The sequence below is a fragment of the Kitasatospora sp. NPDC056327 genome (genome assembly GCF_042261735.1).
Classification (GTDB): domain Bacteria; phylum Actinomycetota; class Actinomycetes; order Streptomycetales; family Streptomycetaceae; genus Kitasatospora.
Map to the genome: position 1 here is coordinate 14387 of NZ_JBHJRC010000051.1, position 22165 is coordinate 36551.

15 protein-coding genes are annotated in these 22165 nt (G+C 73.0%); 9 read left to right on the forward strand and 6 right to left on the reverse strand.

The window, feature by feature from the left end; all coding sequences use genetic code 11:
• Positions 1 to 110: 110 nt before the first annotated feature.
• A complete protein-coding gene (locus ACFCX4_RS10695; RefSeq protein WP_376140561.1) occupies positions 111 to 515 on the forward strand; it encodes a hypothetical protein in 405 nt (134 codons plus the stop codon).
• Here ACFCX4_RS10695 and ACFCX4_RS10700 read toward each other — a convergent pair.
• The 5 genes from ACFCX4_RS10700 to ACFCX4_RS10720 all read right to left on the reverse strand — a co-directional run bounded on the left by ACFCX4_RS10700 (position 512) and on the right by ACFCX4_RS10720 (position 9405).
• Positions 512 to 4909, reverse strand: coding sequence for a tetratricopeptide repeat protein (locus ACFCX4_RS10700; protein ID WP_376140563.1), 4398 nt, complete (start codon positions 4907 to 4909; stop codon positions 512 to 514). The genes ACFCX4_RS10695 and ACFCX4_RS10700 overlap by 4 nt on opposite strands.
• Positions 4906 to 5469 carry a hypothetical protein gene (locus ACFCX4_RS10705; RefSeq protein ID WP_376140565.1) on the reverse strand — a complete coding sequence of 188 codons (564 nt, stop codon included), beginning with the start codon at positions 5467 to 5469 and terminating at the stop codon, positions 4906 to 4908. Before ACFCX4_RS10705 ends, ACFCX4_RS10700 begins: the two co-directional genes overlap by 4 nt.
• A gap of 497 nt (positions 5470 to 5966) precedes the next feature.
• The gene (locus tag ACFCX4_RS10710; protein ID WP_376140567.1) at positions 5967 to 6992 is read right to left on the reverse strand and encodes an AAA family ATPase; all 1026 of its coding nucleotides are present in this window, start codon (positions 6990 to 6992) and stop codon (positions 5967 to 5969) included.
• Positions 6993 to 7006: 14 nt separating this feature from the next.
• Positions 7007 to 8452, reverse strand: coding sequence for a toll/interleukin-1 receptor domain-containing protein (locus ACFCX4_RS10715; RefSeq protein WP_376140569.1), 1446 nt, complete (start codon positions 8450 to 8452; stop codon positions 7007 to 7009).
• Positions 8453 to 8697: 245 nt separating this feature from the next.
• Positions 8698 to 9405: a TetR/AcrR family transcriptional regulator gene (locus ACFCX4_RS10720; RefSeq protein WP_376140570.1), complete on the reverse strand. Its 708-nt coding sequence runs from the start codon at positions 9403 to 9405 to the stop codon at positions 8698 to 8700.
• A 128-nt stretch (positions 9406 to 9533) separates the two neighbouring features.
• Here ACFCX4_RS10720 and ACFCX4_RS10725 point away from each other — a divergent pair, with 128 nt between their 5' ends.
• From ACFCX4_RS10725 to ACFCX4_RS10735, 3 genes are all read left to right on the forward strand, one after another.
• Positions 9534 to 10361, forward strand: coding sequence for an SDR family oxidoreductase (locus tag ACFCX4_RS10725; RefSeq protein ID WP_376140572.1), 828 nt, complete (start codon positions 9534 to 9536; stop codon positions 10359 to 10361).
• Between the two features lie 119 nt (positions 10362 to 10480).
• Positions 10481 to 10966 (forward strand): GNAT family N-acetyltransferase, encoded by a 486-nt coding sequence (locus ACFCX4_RS10730; RefSeq protein WP_376140574.1) that lies wholly within the window; start codon positions 10481 to 10483, stop codon positions 10964 to 10966.
• A 231-nt stretch (positions 10967 to 11197) separates the two neighbouring features.
• Complete coding sequence (locus ACFCX4_RS10735) at positions 11198 to 14104, forward strand: tetratricopeptide repeat protein (protein ID WP_376140576.1); 2907 nt, start codon at positions 11198 to 11200, stop codon at positions 14102 to 14104.
• 108 nt (positions 14105 to 14212) lie between these two features.
• Here the strand turns inward: ACFCX4_RS10735 and ACFCX4_RS10740 are convergent, their stop codons facing one another.
• Complete coding sequence (locus tag ACFCX4_RS10740) at positions 14213 to 14779, reverse strand: PadR family transcriptional regulator (protein WP_376140578.1); 567 nt, start codon at positions 14777 to 14779, stop codon at positions 14213 to 14215.
• Positions 14780 to 14969: 190 nt separating this feature from the next.
• Here ACFCX4_RS10740 and ACFCX4_RS10745 point away from each other — a divergent pair, with 190 nt between their 5' ends.
• The 5 genes from ACFCX4_RS10745 (at position 14970) to ACFCX4_RS10765 (ending at position 20827) form a co-directional block, all read left to right on the forward strand.
• Positions 14970 to 15425, forward strand: a complete 456-nt coding sequence (locus ACFCX4_RS10745) for a nuclear transport factor 2 family protein (protein ID WP_376140580.1) — start codon at positions 14970 to 14972, stop codon at positions 15423 to 15425.
• The gene (locus tag ACFCX4_RS10750; protein ID WP_376140582.1) at positions 15422 to 16909 is read left to right on the forward strand and encodes a phytoene desaturase family protein; all 1488 of its coding nucleotides are present in this window, start codon (positions 15422 to 15424) and stop codon (positions 16907 to 16909) included. Before ACFCX4_RS10745 ends, ACFCX4_RS10750 begins: the two co-directional genes overlap by 4 nt.
• 37 nt (positions 16910 to 16946) lie before the next feature.
• Positions 16947 to 18086 (forward strand): FAD-binding oxidoreductase, encoded by a 1140-nt coding sequence (locus tag ACFCX4_RS10755; RefSeq protein ID WP_376140584.1) that lies wholly within the window; start codon positions 16947 to 16949, stop codon positions 18084 to 18086.
• Positions 18087 to 18237: 151 nt separating this feature from the next.
• The gene (locus ACFCX4_RS10760) at positions 18238 to 19884 is read left to right on the forward strand and encodes an AMP-dependent synthetase/ligase (protein WP_376140588.1); all 1647 of its coding nucleotides are present in this window, start codon (positions 18238 to 18240) and stop codon (positions 19882 to 19884) included.
• Positions 19885 to 19930: 46 nt separating this feature from the next.
• On the forward strand, positions 19931 to 20827 hold the full coding sequence (locus tag ACFCX4_RS10765) for an alpha/beta fold hydrolase (protein WP_376140586.1): 897 nt from the start codon (positions 19931 to 19933) through the stop codon (positions 20825 to 20827).
• Positions 20828 to 22165: the final 1338 nt, after the last annotated feature.

Below are 22165 nucleotides of genomic sequence, written 5' to 3' on the forward strand. Positions count from 1 at the left end.
CGACTCGGCTGATGTGGTGGCTCTTCTGCCGTTGATGCCTTGCCGATCGCGGGGGATGGGTAGCGTGACTACGACGGTTCCGGCGAGATTCTGTGGGAGGGGTAGTAGTGATGACGTTGGACCAGCGGTACGCGATTTCCTCTGCTTTGCTCCTGGCCGTGACGGCGCGCCGGGACCGCACGGGCGGCTCCTGGCAGGAGTTGGTGGGCCTGGTCCGCTCACCGACGGCCTCCGGTGCGCCGCCGGAAAGGGATGGTCTGCGGGCGCTGGAGCGATTCCTGGACGCCCTGGACAGCCCGTCGGCCCGGACACTGGCCGAGGTCCTGTGGGAGCGGGCACACGGGGATCACGCGTTTCGTGAAGCACTGCTCGGATGGGTCGGTACGGTCCACGGGGAGCCCGCCGCGGTGCAGGTGAACATGATCAGTGGCGGCACCTTCCACGGCAACGTCGTTCAGACGGGCGACTTCAACTCGGTGCACATCTTCACGTCGGAACCGGGGAAGCGGGGTTAGTCCCGGACGTTCTTCGTCGTCGTTTGCTGCTCCAGCGTGTGGGCGGCGAGGGTGCGGTACGACCGGATCCGTTTGCGGCCGTGTCGGTCGTCCAGTTCGGCGAACACCCAGTCGGCCTGGGCGAACGAGTCCAGTGCCTGTTTGACCTGCCCCTCAAGCAGTTGAGCGTTCCCGAGGTTGGTCAGGGTCTGCGCCAGGCCGGGAGAGTCCCCCACTGCTGTGAGCATCCGGGCGGCCCGTTGGAGGTGGAGGATGGCCGCACCGTTGTCACCGAGTGAACTGTAGGCGTTTCCGAGGTTGTTGAGTGTCTGGGCGATCGCACGGCTGTCGTGGAGCCTCCGGTAGAGGTCGAGGCTGTCATTGAGCGACCGGACGGCTTCGCTACTGCGACCGCCCTCCAGGAGGGCCACTCCGAGGGCGTTGAAGGTCTGGGCTTGGCCGCGGATGTCGCCGGCTTCGCGATAGAGGGAGTGTGCCGTCCGCAGGGCGCCGAAGGCCTCCCGGTAACGTCTCGAACGGGTATGCAGGTTCCCGATGTTGAAGAGGACCTCCGCCTCGCCGGTGCGGTCCTTGGACTGCTGATGGAGGCTGCGGGCCTGGTGCAGGCAACGGACGGCGTCGTCCGTACGGCCGATCTCGAACCGCGCGAGGCCGAGGTTGTTGAGCGTCTGGGCCAGCTGCCGGTCGTCGCCGCTGCGGCTGTGGACGTCCACCGCCTGGTCCAGGTAGTGGGTGGCTTCCTCGAAGCGGCCGGTTTCCATCAGAGCCGATGCGAGATTGGTGAGGACCTGGCCGCTGTTCCCGGTGTCCTCCAGGGCCTGCAGGGTGCTGAGCGCTGTCGTCAGCACGGCGACGGCCTCGGCGGAACGGCCGGCGTGGCGGTGGGCGTTGCCGAGGTTGGACAGGGCGAGCGCGAGGCCGTGCCGGTCGTCGAGATCCCGGTACAGGTCGGCGGCCCGGTGCAGCGTCGCGATGGCTTCGTCGGTCCGATCGGCCGCCCGGTAGGCGCCTCCGAGGCTGGTCAACACGTCGGCGAGTTCGTCGCTGTGCGCGTCGTCGTGACCGGCCGCTTCGGCCGCCTGACGGTAGGCGACGATCGCCTCGTCGTGGCGGTAGAGCAGCAGCAGGGTGTGCGCCAGGTTGCTGAGGATCCGGACGAAGGGGCGGGCGGGCGGTTGCCCCGCGTAAGACGTGGCGGCCTGCTCGAAGGCGGCCAGTGCCTCGTCGAAGCGCCCGGCCCGTAGGAGACCGGCGCCGATGTTGTTGACCACGAGCGCGTGGTGCCTGTTGTTGCCCTTGTAGGACATGGCCGCGCGACGGAACAGCACGAGGGCCGCCTCGGACCTCCCGCTGCGGTAGAGCGCCGCTGCCTGGTTGTTCAGGGCGTCGGACAGCGCGGTCGGGTCCCCGGTCTCCTCGGCGGCCCGCACCGCGAGGGACGCCACGTGCTCAAGGTCGTCGAAGCGCCTGCTGCGGGTGAGGAACTCGGCCAGGCCGGCGGCGATCCTGGTCACGAACCCGTGGAAGCCCAGCCGGTCGGCCTCCGTCGCGCACGCGATGAGGTTCACCCGCTCCGCCTCGACCCAGCGGGTGTCCGCGGCCCGCTGCGCGTCGTGCGGTGCGGACCGGGACCGGAACCGGGTGTCGGCCAGGTCAAGGCGGTCGGCGTAGTGCTCCAGCAGTCGCAGCAGGGCCGTACGCTGCTCTCTTATACTGGGGCGGACCTGGGCTGCGTACAGCCGCACGAGTGTGTGCATCGACCACCGCTCACCGCTCTCGGTGACCGACCGGTCGAGCAGTCCCGAGGAGACCAGGGCGCGCAGCTGTGCCGGCACGTCGCTCAGGGGGTACAGGGGTTCCAGCAGGTGCAGCGCCGCGTCGGCGCCGATGTCGGGTGCCGGGTTGGCAGCGAGGAACCGGAGTGTTCGGGCCTGTTGGACGGTCAGTCGGCGGTAGGAGACGGCGAGCACCGCCCGTATGCTCGTGTCGCCGCTCTCCAGCGCGGGCAGGCGTCTGGTGCTCAGTTCGTCCGCCATCGCGGCGAGCGGCATGTCGAGTTCCTGGGACAGGCGGGCCGCGATCAGGAGCAGTGCCAGGGGCAGACCGCCGCAGAGTGCTGCGATCCGTTCGGCCGCCCCGGGTTCGGCGGCGACGCGGGTGTCGTTCCGCCGGACCTCGTACAGTGCCGTTCCGAGGAGCGCGACGGCCTGGTCGGACGGTAGGATATCCAGGTTGAGCAGGCGGCCGTCCGGCAGGAGAGAGTGCTGGCGGGAGGTGTACAGGGTGGCACCGGCGGTGGGGTCCGGCCTCAGGGCGATGAGGGTGTCCTCCTCGACCACATCGTCGAGGAGGACCAGAACCGGGCCTGACCGGGAACTCCGGTCAGCGAGCACCTGGTGGTAGAGCTCCCGTTGCTCCTCCGTGGAGTCCGGGATGTCGTGATTCGGGAGACCGAGGTCCCCGAGGAAGCGGGTGAGTGTGCCGCGGATGTCGCGGTCGGTGCCCGCGGGAGCGTGGAGGATCCCGCCGGGGAAGTACCCGAGTCGCTTCAGTCGGACTGCCGAGCGGAGGGCCAGGGCGCTCTTGCCCACACCCGGAAGCCCGGCGATGCCGAGCACCGTGGGAGCGCCGGGAGCGTACTGGGTGGTGTCGGTGAGGAGTCTCAGCACCGTGGTCAGCTCGGCTTCCCGCCCCGTGAACGTGCGGAGGGCCGGGGGCAGCGGGGGTGTGTCGTTGACACGCGGGCTGCTGTCCGCGACCGGGAGGGTTCCGCAGAAGAACTCGGCGATCCGGCCGTGCAGGCCCCGATCGAGTGCCGATGCGAGCTCCTCGGGAATGTCGAGTCCCCGGGCTCGCCGCACGCCCGGGTGATTCCCGGCCCGGACCGTGGCGAGGTGGACCTCGTCGGCGGTGAACGCGGACGGCACGGTCACCACTGTGGCGGCTCGCAACAGGGACCGCGCGGTCGGGCCCGTCGCGTCGGGGTGGTCCCGGCTGCATGTGCCCAGGACCAGGACCGGTCCCCGGTGGGGGTCCGTGAGCAGAAGCTGCAGGGCCGCGGCGGTCCGTTCGCCGTCGCGGGCGGCCAGCCACGAGTCCAGATCGTCGAGCCAGATCACGAGCGGGGTGCCGAGCGGGCGGGAACTCAGGGTGGTGGCGAGTTCGCCGCTGCCGGGCTGGTCGGTGGGGGACCAGAGCCACCAGTCGGGAAGGGAGCGGCGGACGGCTTCCCACAGTGCACGGGTACGGCCGCTGCCGGGCGTGCCCACCGCGACGACCAGCCGGTTGCCGGAGCGGGCCGGGTCCAGCGCGGCGTCCAGTTCCCCGTCGACGGCGCGCGGTACGTATGCCGGGAGAGTGGAGGACTCCACCTGCCGCGACAGGGCGGCGACGGGTTTCACGCCGTACGACGTGGCGTCGCCTTCCGCGAGCAGCGAGACCGGTGTTCCCATCAGAACGTCGGTGCTCGGCCCGGTGTCCGGCTCGTGCGGGGTGCCGTCGTCACCGCCCAGCCGGTAGACCGTCCCGCGGGTCGTACGCAGGTAGACGGGGACGTGGCTGACCGGGACGGTCAGCAGACTTCCCTTGCGCAGCTTGAGGAACTCCTGATCGTCGTCCCAGGTGTTGTCGGCGGAGACCTGTAGTCGCAGGGGCTGGGTGTCCGGGACGCGGATGCCCACCGCAGGCCAGGTGGGGTCACCGAGCGTGATGTAGCTTCCGTCGTGCCGGACCGGCAGGACGTGGGTGGGCGGACCCTCAGCCCACGGCCGTGCGACGTTCCCGCTGTCTGCCCGCCGGGTGCCTGCGGGCAGCTCGTGCTCTTCCAGCAGGGCGATGAGCTGGGTGATCGTGACGCTGGCCCGGACGGCCCTCGGAAGGCGGTTCCAGGCACCCCGAAGCCAGCGCAGCATACCCGGACGGCGGCCGGGCTGTTGCTGGGCGGCGAGCAGCGCATCGCCCAGCAGGTCGTCGATGTCACCTCCGGCGTCGTCGGTGAGGCCGGCCTCGGCCAGGACCGCCACCCAGGTCACCTTCTCCTCAAGTCCGAGGACCGGCGTGATCGAGCGGTGCGCCGTCTCGATGACCGTGCGGCACTGGCGGAGCGGGTCGTCCCTGTCGGCGTCGGCCAGTGCCCGGCTCAGTCCGTCCCGCAGCGGAGCCAGGAAGGCCGGTCGGAAGGCCATGTACTCGCTGCCGACCCGTGCGGCCCACGGGCCGAACCACAGGTCCGACTCGACACCGACGTCGAAGGTCGGCCGGACGGTCAGCCGCATCGTGCGCAGCAGAGCCGGTTCGATGCGGGTGGCCGTACTGAGGGCCATGGCCAGTTCCAGGACCGGCTGGGACATGTCCGCGACGGTGGGCTCGGGGACGGGCGCATCGTCGGGGGTCATGGCAGCGCCGGGTGGGTGGGGCCGGCCGGGCCCGTGCGGTCCCAGCAGAGTGCGGGCATGAGGGCAGTGACCCAGTGTGGCCGACGTGACGCGGGCAGCGGCACGAGGGCGACCGGGCGGCAGCCACCGCGCCGTAGGAGTTCGCAGAGCTGCCGCCATTCGTCGCGCAGGGCGGGCGGGGCGGGCCGGTCGGGGATGTGGTTGGCGAAGTTGCTCAGGACGACGACCCGGGTACCCGGGGCCGGTGGGCGATAGGGGCGCCAGGTCCAGCCCGCACCGGGGCCGATCCGGTGCAGCGGCGAGTCGCCGAAGTGGAGGACGCTGGTGGCGTGGGTGCCCGCGATGGCTCGGATCTTGGTGATGATCATCTCCTGGTCCTCTGCGAACAGCTCCATTCCGGCACCGAGGTCGACCAGGATCTGGACGCCGAACCGGAGTGTGCGGACGGGGAGCCGGGGGAGACCGAGCAGGGGCCGGCCGGTGGTGAGCAGTTCCAGGAGTCGGTCGGTGTCGATCCGGCCCTCGGGAACCACGCGGGAGAGGAGGGTCTGCAGCGTCATCAACTCCGAGCGCGGCGGTAGCAGGGACGGCTTCGGCGCGGGGGCGGTCGCCCGGTCCTGCGGCGGATGCGCGGGCAGCGGTGTGCCGGAGAGCTCCACGGGGACGGCGGGTGTCTCGGCCAGAGGCTGCAGGAGCCGCAGCGGTTCCTTCGAGGGCACAGGACCGGGAAGGGGTGTGGATGCTCGGGGTTCCCCGCCCTGGGGAGCCGGTTCGTGTCCGACCGGGACCTGGGGCGAGGGCGGGGTCGGTGGCGGTGCTGCAGGAGCGGGTGCCGGGGCCGGGAGACGCCGAGAGGGTAGGGCCCGGGCGGCCTCCGGCGGGAGCCGCAGGCCGAGGAGGTCCGCGACGAGGGCGGTGCGGGCTGTGTCGTCCGCCGGGACGTCGAGGGCCGCCAGTGCCAGCGCGAGGTCCCCCAGCCAGGTCTCACCAGTGAGCCGGATCCTGGCGGAGGGCTGCGGGACGGTGGCCGGCACCGCCGCGGTGCGCTCCACGGCGGTCAGTCCCCCAACTGCTGGCGCTTGACCAGGGTCAGGCCCTTGAGGGTCTTCCAGCGCGGGTCGTCCGCGGTGGGGACGATGCCGAGGGAACGGCAGGCCCACAGGGCGTCCAGGTACTCGGCGGTGCTCGGCAGCCGGATGCCCTTGGGCCTCAAGTGCGAGCGCAGGGACTGAAGTTCCTTTGCGACCTCCGTGGCGAGGTCCAGGTCCTCCTGCTGCACGGCCGGGAGCCGGGCCTCAAGGTGGCACTTGGCGATGTCGACCAACTCGCTCACGGAGTCAGGGTGCTTGAGCTCGGCGATGACGCAGCGGCGCAGGAACGCCTGGGGGAGCATCCGTTCGTCGTTGGTTGTGATCACGATGAGATGCCGGGGGGCGTCCGGGGAGCCGTCGGTGGTCGGTTCCACCGTGACGTGAGTGCCGGTCTCGGTGACGAAGAACTCGTTGGACGCGAGCGGTACGAGGAGGCCGTTCGGCACGTCCGGGTCGGCTTTGTCGATCTCGTCGATCAGGACGACGGCGCAGTGCTGAAGCCGGTCCTGGTTCCGGTCGCGGGCCGGCCTCAGCCGGTTGGTCCTGCCGCGGCGCGCCGCGGCGCCGGCGGTGGCAGCCGCCGAACGGGGTGCGAAGGCCCACCAGAGCGGTCCGGGAACCACGTAGGAGCCGGCGTCGTACCTGGCCGACGGTCGGCCCCGGACGGTGCGCAGCACCTGGGCGTCCGCGAGTCTGCGGACGCTGTCGAAGGTCCAGAGCAGGTCCTTGGCCCGCGTGTGGGAGGTCACGACGTGCTCGTAGTAGCGCCAGTTGTGCCGCTTGGCCACCCAGGGGGCCAGCGAGGACTTCCCCGAGCCCGGCTCGCCCCGGAGCAGCAGTGGTCTCCCGGTTGCGAGCGCGACGTCGACCGCCAGCTCGACGTCGTTGGAGGGTACGTACACGGAGCCGTCGCGCCGGTCCGGCGTGTCGATCGGCCCGGGTGTGGAGTACGTTGCTCCCGGCGTCTCCGTCACTTCCTGTCCCTCCAGCATGTCTGGTCCTTCCATCAGTTGAACCAGGAGTAGGCGTTCCGCGGCGCGATGACCTCGTCGATCCGGTGCTTCAGCCGGCGGGCCCGCTGTTCGTCTGCCAGACTCAACGCCGGACGGACAGTGAGGACACTCGGTGAATCGGCGACCCGGAACGGTTCGGCGCCCTCGTTCCTGCCGGTCAGGGCGATCACCACCAGCCACGGGAAGTCCCGGTGCAGGGCGCCAGTGACGGCAGTCAGGTCCTCGGTGGTCAACTCCCTTGCGTGCAGGACCAGATAGTTGCGGACCCCCGGGTCCGGCCGGACCGTTTCCGCATTGACGGGCATCCACGACGGCACGGAGAACACCCTCCGGAGCATGGTCCGGCAGAGTGCCTCCAACGCCTCGGCGACGGGGCTGTCGTCCGTGGGTATGTCCTCCGGCACCGAATGGAGGCTGTAGGCGGCGGGTTCGTTGTGGACGGATCGCTGGACGTACTGCTCGGCGGTCCAGGCCATGGTCACGTCCATCAGCACGATCCTGGCCGGTCCGGCCATGTCCGTACCGGTGCAGGTGTCGGACTCCGGTTCCGGCTGATCGGGCGCGGTTCTCGGGCGGGGAACGGAGTCGTGGCCGCCGGGGGCGAGCATCCGTGCGGCCTGATCGTTCACCCAGGCGGGCAGGATCTCGTCGGCGAGGTGGCGCAGATTGTCGCTGTCCAGGTTGGGCCGCAGTCTGGCGATCATTCCAGGCAGCTTCTGGTGCAACTCGCCGGAGAGGAGACGGTGGGCAAGGAACAGCTCCGAGCCGATCATGGATCGGATGTGGAACAGTTCGTCGTCGGGGAGGCCGGCTTCCTGGGCGGCCGCGACGTAGCTCTCACCGTTGACGGACCGCGCGGTCCGGAGGAAGTCGGCTATCCGCTGCGCCCAGTTGCCGGCCCCGTCGATCGTGGCTCTGATCGGGGCGATCTCTTCGAGGATGCGCTTGGCGACGTCATCCGGTGATGAACCCGCCTCCTCAGCAAGGGAGTTTGCCGACTTCGCCGCCTGGAGCGACATGATGGAGGCGAAGCCGTTCTTGCGGGCGGCGGAGGTGGTGACCTTCCCCACCAGGCCGGGGAGGACGGTGGGGAGACTGCCGGCCCTGTGTCGCGCCACGAGCACCTCGGACTCGCGCAGGACCCACCACGAGATCTCTCGGGACGCCGGACCGGTGGTGGTGCTCCCGGCGGTGTCCTCGCTTGTTCCGGCAGGAGCGGCCATGCCGACGGTGTTCGGTCCGAGCAGGACGATCGCCGCGTCGCAGCCGAACATCTCGTCGTAGAGCCGCTGGTTCCAGTTGTCGCCGACACGCAGCCCCTCGGCGTCGACGAACACGCTGTAGCCGCGTTCGGTCAAGGAGGGTTCGAGGAGGGTCAGAACCTGTCGGACCTCGGGATCTCTGCCGGCGCCATGGCTGATGAAAATCCGTGGCTTCATCCCTTGGCACAACTCGATTCGGAACGGGGCGACACGCCGGTGTCCGCAAACGTCACGGCAGCGATTGTGGTGCAGAACGGTCAGGCTCCGCAGTCGATCGGCCAAATCGGGCTGCGGGACGATGGGATCCGCATACGGCCGTTTCCCGGCGTGCGTCCGTGTGCCGGGGCGGCTCGGGCCCCGGAGCTGGGAGGACCGGGCCGGTCGGCGGAGGAGCGGTGCGGTCCGCAGGGGTGCGGGTCGGGTCAGCGGGGGTCCGGGGTGCGGGCGGCGTTCCCGGTGGACGCTTGGGGGGCGGTCAGACCGGCCGTCAGGAACGAGACCACGGTGGGGAGTTCGGGGAACCAGGGCTTGGGGGCGGAGGCCGCGTCGGTGGCGAGCGGGCGTCCGTAGGTCTCCAGGAGCGTGGTGAAGAGGAGCCGCCAGCGGTCGGCGATCTCGCGCACGGTGAGGTCGGGCAGGGCCCGGCCGAGGACGACCTCGAACGGTGCGGTGCCCGCCCAGGGGGAGCCGTGGAGCGGACGGTCGGCGGCGAGCATGGTCTGCGCGAGCAGGCGGCAGAGCATCCGGCCGCGCTCGGTGCGCACCAGTTCGTCGAAGGGCTCGACGACGGCGGTGACCAGCGTCCGCACCTGTTCCGGCCCCGGGGCTCCCGGGTGCAGGGTGGCCGCCTCCAGCCGGTCCTGCCAGAGGGGGAGGAGTTCGCGGCCGAGCAGCGCCGTGACCAGGCCCTCGCGGGAGCCGAAGTGGTAGTGGACGGCGCCGGGGTTGAGGCCGGCCTCCGCGTTGACCGCCCGGACCGACACCTGGCCCACGCCGCGCTGGAGGAAGAGCCGCTCGGCCGCCGCCAGCAGGCGGTCCCGGGTCGAGGCGGGATCCGCGGCCGGCGCGGGCCCTGAGGCCGGCGCGGGGTCCGGGGTCGGGTTCGGGGCCTGGGCTGTTCCATCCGGCATGTCGTTATTGCACCACACGAACCCGCGTTACTATCCAATCAGTGATTGAAAGGCGATTGGCGAGCGTCCGGAGTGGTGTCCCGCCAGTCCGTGCGCCTGTGCGCACAGTGATCGAGAGGTTCCGCACCATGGGTACTTACGCCGTCACCGGTTCCGCGTCGGGCATGGGCGCCGCCAGCGCCGCCCTCCTCCGGGAAGCCGGTCACACCGTCATCGGCGTCGACCTCCGCGACGCCGACATCACCGCCGACCTCGGCACCCCCGAAGGCCGCCGGGCCGCGGTCCAGGGCGTCCTGGAGGCCTCCGGCGGGGTCCTGGACGGCGTGGCCGCGGTGGCCGGCGTCGGTCCCGCGATGAAGGACGCCGGTGCCGTGGCCTCCATCAACTACTTCGGCCCGGTCGCCCTGCTGGACGGGCTGCGCCCGGCGCTCGCCCGCTCCTCGGCGGGGCGCGCCGTCGTGATCGGCTCCAACTCCTCCACCACCGTCCCGATGATCGACGACACCCTCGTCGGCCTGCTCCTCGCGGGTGACGAGGACGCGGCCCGCGAGCACGCCCGCGCGGCCCAGGCGGGCCTTCCCACCGAGCTGGCGCGGACCGCGCCGAGCATCTCGGCCTACGCCACCTCCAAGTTCGCCCTGGCCCGCTGGGTGCGGCGCACGGCGGTCACCCCGGAGTGGGCCCGCGAGGGCGTCCTGCTCAACGTCATCGCGCCCGGCGCGGTGATCACCCCGCTGATGCTCGGGTCCACCGGCGTCACCGAGGAGCCGGACGCCGACTCCTTCCCCACCCCGATGCCGCTGGGCCTCTTCGGCCGGCCCGAGGACATCGCGTTCTGGGTCCACCAGTTCCTGCGCCCGGAGGCCCGCTTCACCACCGGGGCCACCCTGTTCGTCGACGGCGGCACCGACGCCGCGATGCGGCCGGACGCCCAGCCCACGGCGCTGAGCCTCTGACGCCTCCGGCGGCCGCCCCGCCGCCCGGCCCCGCGAAGGCCCCCGGCCCGCCCGGATGCCGCCCGGCGTCCGTGGAAAAGGCCGGGCGGTCCGGGCGGCCCGTCCGTAGGCTGTGCCGAATGGACATCCGCACCGCCTCCGACGAGGACTGGCCGAAGATCTACCCGTTCTACTCCGCGATCATGGCGGAGGGCCGGACGTACGCCTTCCCCGAGGGGCAGACCCTCGACGAGGCGCGGCCGTGGTGGATGGAGCAGCCGCCGGGGCTGACCGTGGTGGCCGTCCTGGACGGCGTCGTCGCGGGCTCGGCGAAGATGGGCCCCAACAAGCCCGGCCGCGGCGCCCACATCGGCACGGCCTCGTTCCTGGTCGACCCGGCCTACCAGGGGCGGGGCGTCGGGCGGGCGCTCGGCGAGTACGTCGTCGAGTGGCACCGGGCGCAGGGCTTCCGGGGAATCCAGTTCAACGCCGTCGTGGAGACCAACGAGCCCGCGGTGCACCTCTGGAAGTCGCTGGGCTTCGAGGTGATCGGTACCGTCCCGGGCGTCTTCGACCACCCCGAGCACGGTTTCGTCGGCCAGCACGTGATGTTCCGCGGCCTCTGACGTCCCGCTGAACGCTCCGCCGCCTGTTCCTCCGAACGCTCCCGTCCGTTCCTCCGGACGTTCCGCCGGACGATCCGCGCCCTCCGGCCCCGACTCCGCGCCCCGGCGGCCTGTGGCAGGATTCCCCGCAGTCGCGTGGGGTCTGCGGAGGGGCGGCGAGTGGCGGGACAGGGGCAGGGACAGGGGCTCTCGCGGCAGGAACTCATCCGCCGCCGGCGGCGGAGCGGATTCGTGGGCCGGCGCGATGAGCTGGCGTTGTTCCGGGAGGCCCTCCAGCAGCCGCCGGAGGAGCTCGCGCAGTTCCTCTTCCACGTCCACGGCCCCGGCGGCGTCGGGAAGTCCACCCTGGTGCGCCAGCTGGAGAACGCCGCCCGCGATGCCGGAGCCGTCACCGGGTACGTCGACGAGGCCGTGACCGACGCCGTCGAGGCGATGCGGGCCGTCGGCGTTCAGCTCGCCCAGCAGGGCGCGCCCCTGAAGCGGCTCGACCGCTTGCTGGCCACCTACCGGCAGCGCCGCCACGAGGCCGCCGCCGGTGCCGCCGCCGCTTCCGGCGCGACCGCCGGTCCGGCCGGTGGCGCCCTGACCCCGTCGGCCGGACCGGCCGACGGCGAGGCCCCGTCCGGCCCCGCGCCGGCCACCGTGATCGCCTCCCGGATCGGTCTGGTCGGGATGGGCATGATCCCCGGCGTCGGCGCGTTCACCGGCGCGCTCGACCCCAACCAGGTCGCGGCCAGCGCCGAACAGCTCCGGGGGCTGCTCAGCGCCCGCTTCCGCAGCCACGACGACGCGCAGCTCGTGCTCTCCCCGCTCCAGGTGCTGACCCCCGTCTTCCTCCAGGACCTCGCCGAGGCCGCGCAGCGCCGGCCGTGGCTGGTGCTCCTCCTCGACACCTACGAGCGCACCGGCCCGCTGCTCGACGAGTGGCTGCGGGACGTCCTGGTCACCGACCGCTACGGCGAGCTGCCCGCGAACGTGCTGGTGGTCACCGCCGGGCGGGCACGGCTGGACCCGCGCCACTGGGGCGACTGGCACGACGTGGTCGCCGACCTGCCGCTGGAGCCGTTCACCGAGGCCGAGGCCCGCCGGCTGCTCGCCGCCAGCAACGTCACCGACGAACGCACCGTCGAGGTGATCCTGCGGCTCTCCGGCCGCCTCCCGCTGCTGGTCTCCACCCTCGCCGAGGCCCGCCCGGCCGACGCGGCCGACGTCGGCGACCCGAGCGGCACCGCCGTCGAGCGCTTCCTCCGCTGGGAGACCGAGCCCGCCCGCCGCGCGGCCGCCCTGGCCTGCGCGCTCCCGCAGGAACTCGACGAGGACGTCTACCGCGCGGCCGTGGACGACCCGCAGGCCCGCGAACTGTTCCGCTGGCTGCGGTCGATGCCCTTCGTCATCGACCGCGCCGGCCGCTGCCACTACCACGACGTCGTCCGCACGGCGATGCTGCGCCTGCAGCGCCGGCAGTCACCGGCCCGCTGGCAGGAGCAGCACACCCGCCTCGCGGACACCTTCCGGCAGTGGCAGGACCGGACCGGGGAACGGCGGTGGAGGGACGACCGCTGGCGCGCCCACCGTCTCCAGGAGACCTACCACCGGCTCTGCGCCGACCCGCGCCGGGCCCTGCCGCACGCCCTCCGGGACCTCCTCAACGTCCAGGACTACGACCCGGAGGCCCTCCGCCGCTGGGCCCAGACCCTGCAGCGGGCCGGCCGGGACGCGGACGCCGCCGAGGTGGGCGAGTGGGGCGAGCGCCTGCTGACCGCGGTGGCCGACCCGCACCCGGGCCTCGCCGTCCTGACGCTGCTGGTCTCCCACGCCGAGCTCGACCCGGCCGGCCGCGCCTACGGCCACCGGCTGCGGGGCCGGAGCCACGTCGAGGCCGGGGCCTACGACCGCGCGCTCACCGACTTCGGGGCGGCGCTCGCCCTGGAGCCCGGATCGACCGGGGCGTTCCGCGGCCGCGGCATCACCCTGCACCTGGCCGGACGCCACGAGGAGGCGCTGGCCGACTTCGACCGGGTCGTCGCGGACGATCCCGGGGACCACGAGGTGATCGCCACGCGCGCGGAGACGTACCGGCTGCTCCGCCGGTACGAGGAGGCGCTGGCCGACTTCGACCGCGCCGTCGGGACCGCCCCCCGCGACAGCTGGATCGTCGCCTCCCGGGGTGAGACGTACTACGGGCTGGGCCGGTACGAGGAGGCGCTGGCCGACTTCGACCGCGCCGTCGGGATCGACCCCGACCGAGACTGGATCGTCGCCTCCCGGGGCGAGACGTTCCGTGTGCTGGAGCGCCACGAGGAGGCGCTGGCCGACCTCGACCGCGCCGTCGCGCTGAACGGCGACTACGCGTGGGCGATCGCCAGCCGGGGCGAGACCCACCACGCGGCGGGCCGGTACGAGGAGGCGCTGGCCGATCTGGACCGGGCGATCGGCCTCGCCCCCGAGTACCAGTGGGCGATCGGCAAGCGGGGCGCGGTACTGGCCGCCGTGGGCCGGTACGAGGAGGCGCTCGCCGACTTCGACCGGTCCCTCGAACTCGTTCCCGGGGACGTCCAGCGGCTCGGCGACCGGGGCCAGACGCTCCGCATGCTGGGGCGCCACGAGGAGGCGCTGGCCGACCTGGACCGCGCGGTCGCCCTCGCCCCGGACGTCGGCTGGTTGATCGTGAGCCGTGCTCTCGTGCACCGTCTGCTGGGCCGCTACGAGGAGGCCTCCGCAGGCCTGGACCGGGCCATCGGCCTGGAGCAGGACGCCTGGTACCACTACGAGAAGGCGGTGGTGCTGCACGCCCTCGGGGACCCGGGCCGGGACGCCCAGCTGGCCCGGGTGGTCGAGCTGGTCGGGTCCGCGCCGGCCGGGCCGCTCTCCCACACGATCGCGGACCTGGGCAACCTCTTCCTCGTCCACTGCCTGACGGCGCGCCGGGACGAGGCGGAGCGCGGGTTCGAGGACCTCCTCCGGCTGGGCCCGCCCGCCGGGCGGATCGCCGAACTGGCCGCCGACCTCGCCGATCTGGCCCGTCTCGCGCCGCCGCTCGCCGCGGGCGTCGCGGGCTTCCGGCAGCGGCTGGCGGAGGCCCTCCCCGAGTCCGCGCCGCCCGCCCTCCGGGAGCTGCTCCGGCAGGACCGCCCCTGAGCCGGCTCCTCGTCCGGTGCCCGGGCCGGTGCCCGGGGCGGTTCCTGTGCCGGTGTCCTGGCCGGTGCCCGAGTCGGTGCCCCGGCCGGTCGCGGCCCCGGGCCCGGCTCAGCCGTGGAAGGCCGCGCGGCCGGCCAGGACCTTCAGGGCCGTCTCCCCCCACCGGATGTTCTCGCGCTCGAACGCCATGCCCCGCAGCAGGGTGAGGTACGGCCCGATCCGCTCGGCCTCGGCCAGGTGCTGCTCCTCGGTACGCCCGTCGAGCAGCTTCGCCCGGAGGCGTTCGTAGCGGGCGAGCTTGGCGCGCGCCCACTCCGTCCGCTCGGCGACGGCGGCCCGGACGGCGCCGGCGTCCCCCGCGTCCACGCTCTGCACCTTGACCAGCAGCTCGTCGCGGATGGTGCTCGGGCGGCCGGGGAGTTCGGCGGTGTAGGCGCGGACGGCGGCGAGGCCGGCCCCGGTGAGGGAGAACAGCCGCTTGTTGGGGCGCTTCTCCTGCTGGACGACGCGGGCCGAGATGAGCCCCTCGGCCTCCATCCGCTCCAGCTCGCGGTAGAGCTGCTGGGGCGTGGCCATCCAGAAGTTCGCCACCGAGGCGTCGAAGCCCTTGGCGAGGTCGTAACCGGAGGCCTCGCCCTCCAGCAGGGCCGCCATCACCGCGTTTCTCAGAGCCATGCGGTCAAGGTAGCACCACCTAGTCAACAGGACGACTAATCGCGAAGGTGTGTCAGGGGTGGCCGGGGCCGGTGGTCCGGCCGCGGGCGGGGCGGTGCGGACGGCCCCCGGGCGGCTCTGGACATTCCGTCCGAGCCCGCACCATACTCACCAGTACACCTATTCAATTCGATGATTAGGGAGCGAGTCCGTGCACCCCTTCCGCAAGGCCGTCGAGGACCGTGACGCCCGGGCGATGACCGAGCTCCTCGCCGAGAACGTCGTCTTCTCCAGCCCCGTCGCGTTCAAGCCCTACCCCGGCAAGGCGGTCACCGCCGCGATCCTGCGCGCGGTGCTGCGCGTCTTCGAGGACTTCAGCTACGTGCGCGAGATCGGCGAGCCCGACGCCCGCGACCACGCCCTCGTCTTCACCGCCACCGTGGGCGGGAAGCAGCTCCAGGGCTGCGACTTCCTGCACCTCGACGAGGACGGGAAGATCGACGAACTCACCGTGATGGTCCGCCCGCTCTCCGGCGCACAGGCGCTCGCCGCGGCGATGGCCGCCGAGTTCGACCGGATCGCCGCCGAGGCCGCGGCGCAGTCCCCGGCCGGCCCGGAGCGGCCGGGCACCCCCGAGCAGCCGCCCACCACCGCGGGGGAGCGGTGAGCGACTTCGACGCGGTCGTCATCGGCGCCGGCAACGCCGGACTGACCGCCGCGACCAGCCTCCAGCTCGCCGGCCTGCGCACCCTCCTCGTCGAGCGGCACCACCTGCCCGGCGGCTGCGCCACCTCCTTCCGCCGCGGCCGCTTCGAGTTCGAGGTCGCCCTCCACCAGCTCTCCGGCGTCGGCGCCGAGGGGCAGCCGTTCACCCTGCGCGGCCTGTTCGACCGGCTCGGCGTCACCGACAAGCTGGAGTTCGTCGAGGAGCCCGACCTCTACCGGGCCGTCGTCCCCGGCCGCTTCGACGTCACCCTGCCCGCCGACTGGCAGGGCACCTCCGACGCCCTGGAAGCCGCCTTCCCCGGCAATCGCGACCGGATCGAACGCTTCCTCCGGCTGATCAGGGACGTCACCTTCTGGCAGATCGCGGCCCGCCGCGGCATGCCGCCCGAGCAGGTCGACCCGGTGCTCTTCCGGTACGGCCTGCGCCCGGTCAGGGACGTGCTCGACGAGCACTTCGACGACCCCGGCCTCAAGTCCGTGCTCGGCACCTACTGGACCTACCTCGGCCAGCCGCCCGCCCGGCTCGCCTTCCAGGACCTCGCGCTGACCCTCTACGCCTACCTGGAGTTCAAGCCCTGGCACCTGATGGGCGGCTCCCAGGCGCTGTCCACCGCGATCCTGGACTCCTTCCTGGCCGCCGGCGGCCGGGCCCACTTCAACACCACCGTCGAGGCGATCCTCACCGAGGGCGGCCGGGCGAGCGGAGTGCGCCTGGACGACGGGCAGGAGATCACCGCCGGGGACGTCGTCTCCAACGCCGCCCTCCCGCTCACCTACGCGATGCTCGGCCCGGACGCCGTGCCCGCCGCCGTCCGCACCGACCTCGCCACCCGCCGGGTCGGCGTCTCCGGGGTCGTCCTGCACATGGGCGTCGCCGCCACTCCCGCCGAACTCGGCCTCACCACCAGCACCACCTTCGTCCACACCGACGAGGACGACGAGCGCACCTTCGCCGCCGCCCGCAGCCTGGAACCCGCCCGCGGCATCTGCGTCACCTCCTACGACGTCGCCCCGATCGGCTTCGCCCCGTCCGGTGCCACCCACCTCAGCCTGATGACGCTCCAGTACGGCGACCACTGGGCGGCACTCCCGCCCGCCGACTACGCCCGCACCAAGTTCGCCTACGCCGACACCCTGCTGGAGCTGGTCGAGGCGGTCGCCCCCGGCATCCGTGACGCCGTGGAGGAGGTCGACGTCGCCACCCCGCTCACCATGGCCCGCTACCTCGGCCACCCGGGCGGCGCGATCTACGGCTACGACCAGGACCGCACCGAGGGCTGGCTGTTCCGCAACAGCGAACGCGAGAGCCACGTCCCCGGCCTGCACCTGGCCGGCTCCTGGGCCGGCATGGGCGGCTTCCAGCCCACCCTCGAAGCCGGCGCCCGCGTCGCCCGCCGCCTGCTGCGTGCCAGGGCCGCGGCCTGACGGCCGCCCGACCTTCCCCACCAGGACGGAGCACCCCGTGAGCCACCCCCTCGCCCCGCGCTACGACGGGCACGACGCCGTGCGGGCCGACCTCGACACCCGCACGCCGGACGACGCCGCCGCCATCGCGGCCGCCACCGCCGCCGCCGTCGGCGCCCACCACCCGGCACGGCTCGACCTCACCGTGGCGGAGGTCCTCACCGAGACCCCCAGCACCAGGACCTTCCGGCTGCGCCGCCCCGACGGCCGCGACCTGCCGCCGTTCCTGGCCGGCCAGTACGTCGCCGTCTCCGCCGCCGGCACCAGCCGCCCGTACGCCATCTCCTCCAGCCCGGCCCGCCCCGACCACTGGGACCTCACCGTGCGCCGGGTGCCCGGCGGACGGATCAGCAACCACCTCGTCGACACCGTCGAACCCGGTCACACCCTCACCACCGGCGGCCCCACCGGCACCTTCCACCACAACCCGCTGTTCCACGGCGAGGACGTCGTCTTCCTGGCCGGGGGCTCCGGCGTCGCCCCGGCGATGAGCATGATCCGCGAGATCGCCGACCGCGGCCCGGCACGCCGCTTCCACCTGCTCTACGGCTCCCGCTCCGCCGACGACATCGTCTTCCGCGCCGAACTGGACACGCTCGCCGCCGAGCACCCCGGGATCCGCGTCCACCACGTCGTCCAGCACCCGCCCGCCGGGTGGACCGGCCCCTCCGGACTGCTCACCGCCGCCCTCGTCGAGGAACTCGCGGGCCCGCTCGCCGGCCGCACGGTCTACGTCTGCGGGCCGCAGGCCCTCTACCCGTACGCGCTGCGCCAGCTCGCCGCGCTCGGCCACCCGCGCCGCCGGATCCGCTTCGAGGCCAACGGCGCCCCCGCCGACCCCACCGCGCAGCCCCACTGGCCGGCCGGCACCGACCCGGCCACCGAGGTCACCGTCACCGCGCGCGGGCACAGCTTCCGCACCCGCCGCGACCGGCCGCTGCTGGACGCGCTGGAGGACGCCGGCGTCCGCCCGGAGGCGGCCTGCCGGTCCGGCGAGTGCGGGCTGTGCCGGGTCCGGGTGGTCAAGGGGCAGGTGCACACCGCGACCGAGGCCCGGCTGCGCCTGTCCGACGAGCGCTTCGGCTACACCCACGCCTGCGTCGCCTACCCGATCACCGACACCGAACTCGACCTCTGACCCCGGCCCCCGGACCCGCCGGCGCTTCCGGACCCGCTGCCCGCCAACCCGAAGGCCCCACCGGAGCGTCGAACCGACGAGCCATCGCACCACCGCACCGCGTCACCCCCGGCCCCCCGCCGCCACCCGAAGGAGACGCACCACCGTGGCCATGATCGACACGCCCACCCTCGCCCACCTCACCGGCCTCGCCGCCCGCGCCTTCGGCGAGCGCACCGCCCTGCGCTTCAAACGCGACGGCACCTGGCACACCCTCGACTACACCGGCCTCGCCGAGGCCGTCGACCGGCTGGCCGCCGGCCTGGTCCGGCTCGGCGTCCGCCCCGGCGAGCACGTCGGCCTCCTCGCCGAGACCAGCGCCGACTGGACGCTCTGCGACCTCGCGATCGCCCGCGCCGGAGCCGTCAGCATCCCGGTCTACCCGACCGGCTCGCCCGAGGAGTGCGCCTTCGTGCTCGAACACGCCCGGGTGCGCACCGTCCTGGCCGACACCCCCGCCCGCGCCGACGCCGCCGCGCGGGCCACGGGCGTCGACACCGTCGTCCTCTTCCACCCCGCCGCCACGCCGTCGTCCGGCTCCTCCGCCGCGCCGGCCCACCGCTCGCTCGCCGACCTGCGCGCCCCGCTGACCGCCGCCGACCGCGACCGGCTCGACGGCCTCGCCCGTACGGTGGACCCGTCCGCGACCGCCACCGTCATCTACACCTCCGGCACCACCGGCCGCCCCAAGGGCTGCATGATCACCCACGCCAACCTGCGCGCCTCCTGCCGGGCGACGGCCGCGCTGATGGACGACCTCGGCGAGGACGAGGAGATCTACCTCCACCTGCCGCTTGCCCACATCATGTCCCGCTCCATCCAGCTGGCCGCCCTCGCCCACGGCGCGGCCCTCGTCTACTTCGGCGGCGACATCCGGGCCGTGATCGGCGAACTCGCCGAGGCCAGGCCGACCGTGCTGCCCTCCGCGCCTCGGCTGTTCGAGAAGACCTACGCGGCCGTCAGGGACCTGCCCCCGGAGCAGGTCGCCCGGGCCGTCGGCGGACGCCTCCGGATGGCCGCGACCGGCGCGGCCCCGATCGCCCCGGAGATCCTCGACTTCTTCGACTCCTGCGGCATCCCCGTGCTCGACACCTACGGCATGACCGAGAGCAGCGCCCTGATGGCCGCCAACCGGCTCCGCGAGCGCCGCCACGGCACCGTCGGCCGGCCGATGCCCGGCGTCGAGCTCAGGATCGCCGACGACGGCGAGATCCTCACCCGCGGCCCCGGCGTCTTCGCCGGCTACCTGGACGACCCGGAGGCCACCGCCGAGACCGTCGTCGACGGCTGGCTGCACACCGGCGACCTGGGCGCGTTCGACGAGGACGGCTTCCTCACCGTCACCGGCCGCAAGAAGGACCTGATCATCACCTCGGCCGGCAAGAACATCGCCCCGGCGGCCCTGGAGAACCTGCTCCGCCGCAGCCCCTACGTCTCCCAGGCCGTCCTGACGGGCGACCGCCGCCCCCACGCCGCCGTCCTGGTCACCCTCGACCAGGACACCGTCACCGCCTGGGCCACCGCCCGGGGGATCGCCGCCCCCTTCCCCGAGCTGGCCCGCCACCCCGCCGTCCACGCCCTCGTCCAGGCCGAACTCGACGGCGTCAACGCCCGGTTCGCCCCCGCCACCCGGGCCCGCGCCCTCGCCGTCCTGGACCACGAGTTCACCGTGGAGGACGGCACCCTCACCCCGAGCCAGAAGGTCCGCCGCGGCGCCGTCGAGACCCGCTACGCCGCCGTCATCGAGGCCCTCTACTGAGCGGAATTCCCGGGACCGCGGAGTGCGGCCGTGCCATGATCGCACGATGGCCTTCTCATCATCAGGACGGGTTGCGACCGAAGTACTGGACATCGGCTACGAGTCCGCCGGCGACCCCGGCGCCGAACCGGTGATCCTCCTCCACGGATTCCCCTACGACGTCAGGGCGTTCGACGACGTCGCCGCAGGTCTCGCGGACCGCGGCGCCCACGTCCTCGCCCCGTACCTGCGCGGCTTCGGACCGACCCGGTTCCTGGACCCCGCCACGCCCCGCTCCGGGCAGCAGGCGGCGCTCGCCCAGGACCTCCTCGACTTCATGGACGCGCTGGACATCGGGAGTGCCGTCCTCGCCGGCTACGACTGGGGCGGCAGGGCCGCGTGCATCACCGCGGCCCTGCACCCCGAGCGCGTCCGCGGCCTGGTCACCGTCGACGGCTACAACGTCCAGGACCTCGCCCACGCCGGCGAACCGGCGCCCCCGGCCTGGGAGAGCACCTACTGGTACCAGTACTACTTCCACTCGGAGCGCGGCCGGCTCGGCCTGGAGCGCAACCGTGACGACCTGTGCGAACTGCTCTGGCGCTCCTGGTCCCCGACCTGGTCCGCGGCGGCCGAGGCCTTCCCCGCCAGCAGCCCCAGCCTGCACAACCCCGACTTCGTCGAGGTGGTGATCCACTCCTACCGCCACCGCTTCGGCCTGGCCGAGGGCGACCCCCGCTACCAGGGGCTCGAAGACCTCATCGCCGCCCAGCCCCCGATCCGGGTCCCCACCGTGGTCCTGGAGAGCGGCGCCGACGGGGTCGGCGGCCCGAGCGCCGCCGGTGACCGCGACTCCTTCACCGGCCCCTACGAACACCGCCTCCTGCCCGGCATCGGCCACAACGTCCCCCAGGAAACCCCCGCCGCCTTCACCGCCGCCATCACCACCCTCCTGACCCCCTGACCCCCTGCGGCATCCCGTCCGGGGCGCTCCGGCCGTGTCGTGTCCCGTGTCCCGTGTCCGGGGGCCGGCCCGGCACGGCGCGGATCCTTCGGTCGTCGTCGGACGATCCTTGCCGCCACCAGCCCCACCGCGCCGCGACCGAGTCCTGGCCCGGCCCCGGGAGGGGTGCGTGTCCCTGTGTGCAGAGCTCGAACCGGGTGGGGATTCTGTGCGGGACGCACGTCACACGCACAAGTGAAAAACGGCCGATCCCGGTGCGGAGGAGTCGGATTCCCGGTCTGCTGGGACGGCCCGGCCGGGCCGGGCGGCGTGTGTCCGTCGGTGAGGGAGTGGGGACCTTGGGGCCAGCACGGCAGCGGGCGTTGTACGGCGTGCGGGTTGCCGCACTGGTGATCGGGGCCGGTGGGATCGGTCTGCTCGCGGGGCCGGCCGCGATTTCGGAGGGGAGCGGTGCCGGCGGTGCGGCGACCGCCCGGGGGGTGGGAGCCGCGCCGGGGGTGGCGCTCCCGGCGGAGGGCGGCCGCGAGACGCGCACCGACCTCGCGGGCGGGTGGAGCCCGGGGGACTACTGCCGGGAGAACGCCCCGCCGGCCGGCCGTGAGCCCCGCCCCGGGCGGCACCGGGCCGACCGGCGACGTGCCCCGTCGCCGTCGGGGCCCTCCTCTTGTCCGTCCGCTTCGCCCACAGCGTCGCCGAGCCGCGCGATGGGGCGCTCGCCCGCCGGTGACCCGCTCGCAGCGCCGCTGTCGTTCGGCCTGCCGGCCCACCCCCGCCCCGTGGTGCCGACGAGTACCGCTGTCCGGCCCGGGACGCTGCCCGTGACCGGCGCGCCTCCGCTGCTCCCCGTCGCGGGTGCGGCCGCCGCACTGTTCGTGGGCGTCGGAGGGGTCCTCCTGGTGCTCTGGTGCACACGGAGGGCGGCAGCCGCCAGGCATCGCTGACCACCATGACGGCAGAGCCGTGACCAGCGACGACTTGCCCCAGCAGCGGGGGAGGGGTAGTGTTCTCTAGTCGCTTGGCAGGGAGTACCGGACACGCATTCGCGCGGACGGTCCCGGAGCGGCCAATCCTCTGGAAATATCAACGCTTCCCCGCACGGGGTTTATTTGGCGTGTTCATTTTTGTGGATTGCGGTCGGATTCGCTTTTCGGAGCAGGGTTCGGCTAGAGTTTGAAACGTCGGACGGGGCGTCAAGCCGCAGAAGACACCAGCGAGTTGGATGAGGGAAGCGCCGGAAATGGCACGGAAAACATCTGATAAGCTGGAGACACGAAAGAACGAAGCGCCCGGAGGGCCGGTGTGAAAGCCGCCTGAAGGAAGCGTCCGTTCCTTGAGAAC

Coding starts and splice junctions, on each gene's coding strand:
- ACFCX4_RS10695 (WP_376140561.1), top strand. CDS start 111: ATGACGTTGGACCAGCGGTACGCGATTTCCTCTGCTTTGCTCCTGGCC.
- ACFCX4_RS10700 (WP_376140563.1), bottom strand. CDS start 4,909: ATGACCCCCGACGATGCGCCCGTCCCCGAGCCCACCGTCGCGGACATG.
- ACFCX4_RS10705 (WP_376140565.1), bottom strand. CDS start 5,469: ATGACGCTGCAGACCCTCCTCTCCCGCGTGGTTCCCGAGGGCCGGATC.
- ACFCX4_RS10710 (WP_376140567.1), bottom strand. CDS start 6,992: ATGCTGGAGGGACAGGAAGTGACGGAGACGCCGGGAGCAACGTACTCC.
- ACFCX4_RS10715 (WP_376140569.1), bottom strand. CDS start 8,452: ATGAAGCCACGGATTTTCATCAGCCATGGCGCCGGCAGAGATCCCGAG.
- ACFCX4_RS10720 (WP_376140570.1), bottom strand. CDS start 9,405: ATGCCGGATGGAACAGCCCAGGCCCCGAACCCGACCCCGGACCCCGCG.
- ACFCX4_RS10725 (WP_376140572.1), top strand. CDS start 9,534: ATGGGTACTTACGCCGTCACCGGTTCCGCGTCGGGCATGGGCGCCGCC.
- ACFCX4_RS10730 (WP_376140574.1), top strand. CDS start 10,481: ATGGACATCCGCACCGCCTCCGACGAGGACTGGCCGAAGATCTACCCG.
- ACFCX4_RS10740 (WP_376140578.1), bottom strand. CDS start 14,779: ATGGCTCTGAGAAACGCGGTGATGGCGGCCCTGCTGGAGGGCGAGGCC.
- ACFCX4_RS10760 (WP_376140588.1), top strand. CDS start 18,238: ATGATCGACACGCCCACCCTCGCCCACCTCACCGGCCTCGCCGCCCGC.
- ACFCX4_RS10765 (WP_376140586.1), top strand. CDS start 19,931: ATGGCCTTCTCATCATCAGGACGGGTTGCGACCGAAGTACTGGACATC.